General features: G+C 63.8%; 2 protein-coding genes. Both read right to left on the reverse strand.

Going from position 1 to position 483, the window contains the following annotated elements; all coding sequences use genetic code 11:
- A partial coding sequence (locus tag GHO25_RS26365) for a hypothetical protein (RefSeq protein WP_372240983.1) occupies positions 1–244 on the reverse strand: 244 nt, incomplete at its 3' end.
- The coding region (locus GHO25_RS26250) for a hypothetical protein (protein ID WP_178110258.1) at positions 241–483 on the reverse strand (243 nt) is incomplete at its 5' end. The genes GHO25_RS26250 and GHO25_RS26365, both read right to left, overlap by 4 nt.

Consider the following 483-nt stretch of genomic DNA (forward strand, 5'->3'; position numbering starts at 1 on the left):
GTTCCACCGCAAAGCCTCGCACGCCGAGCCCTTCGGCAAACCGCCCCACTGCCGTCAGGCTGGCCCAGGTACGAATCGCCTCCCGCCTCGACCGTACCGGGATCAGCCGCGAGTGCGGCCCGCCGAGGCGTACCGAAAACGTCCACTTGGTACGGGTGGTATCACGGCCGGCGACAAACTCCCTGACCGCGCTCTGTTGCACCAGGTGCTGCAGCGCGTCTTCGTGAATCCCGTCCCCGATCACAGCAGCAACGCCGTGACGCGCGCCTGAGCGGCGTCATCAATGATCAGGTACAGGCTTTCAATGTCGGCCGGCTTAAGCACCTTGAGCTCTTCCAGCATCTCAACAAAACCTTGCGCCCGCTCGCTGGCCAGATGCACCTGCAGGGTGTCAGCGCTTTGTTCGATCGTGCGCAGGTGCAAGCGCAGGGTGGCCAGCACCTCAGGCGACGTACTGATCGCGGCGAACGGATCGTTACCATA

The organism is Pseudomonas sp. FSL R10-1350 (assembly GCF_009600525.1).
Classification (GTDB): domain Bacteria; phylum Pseudomonadota; class Gammaproteobacteria; order Pseudomonadales; family Pseudomonadaceae; genus Aquipseudomonas; species Aquipseudomonas helleri.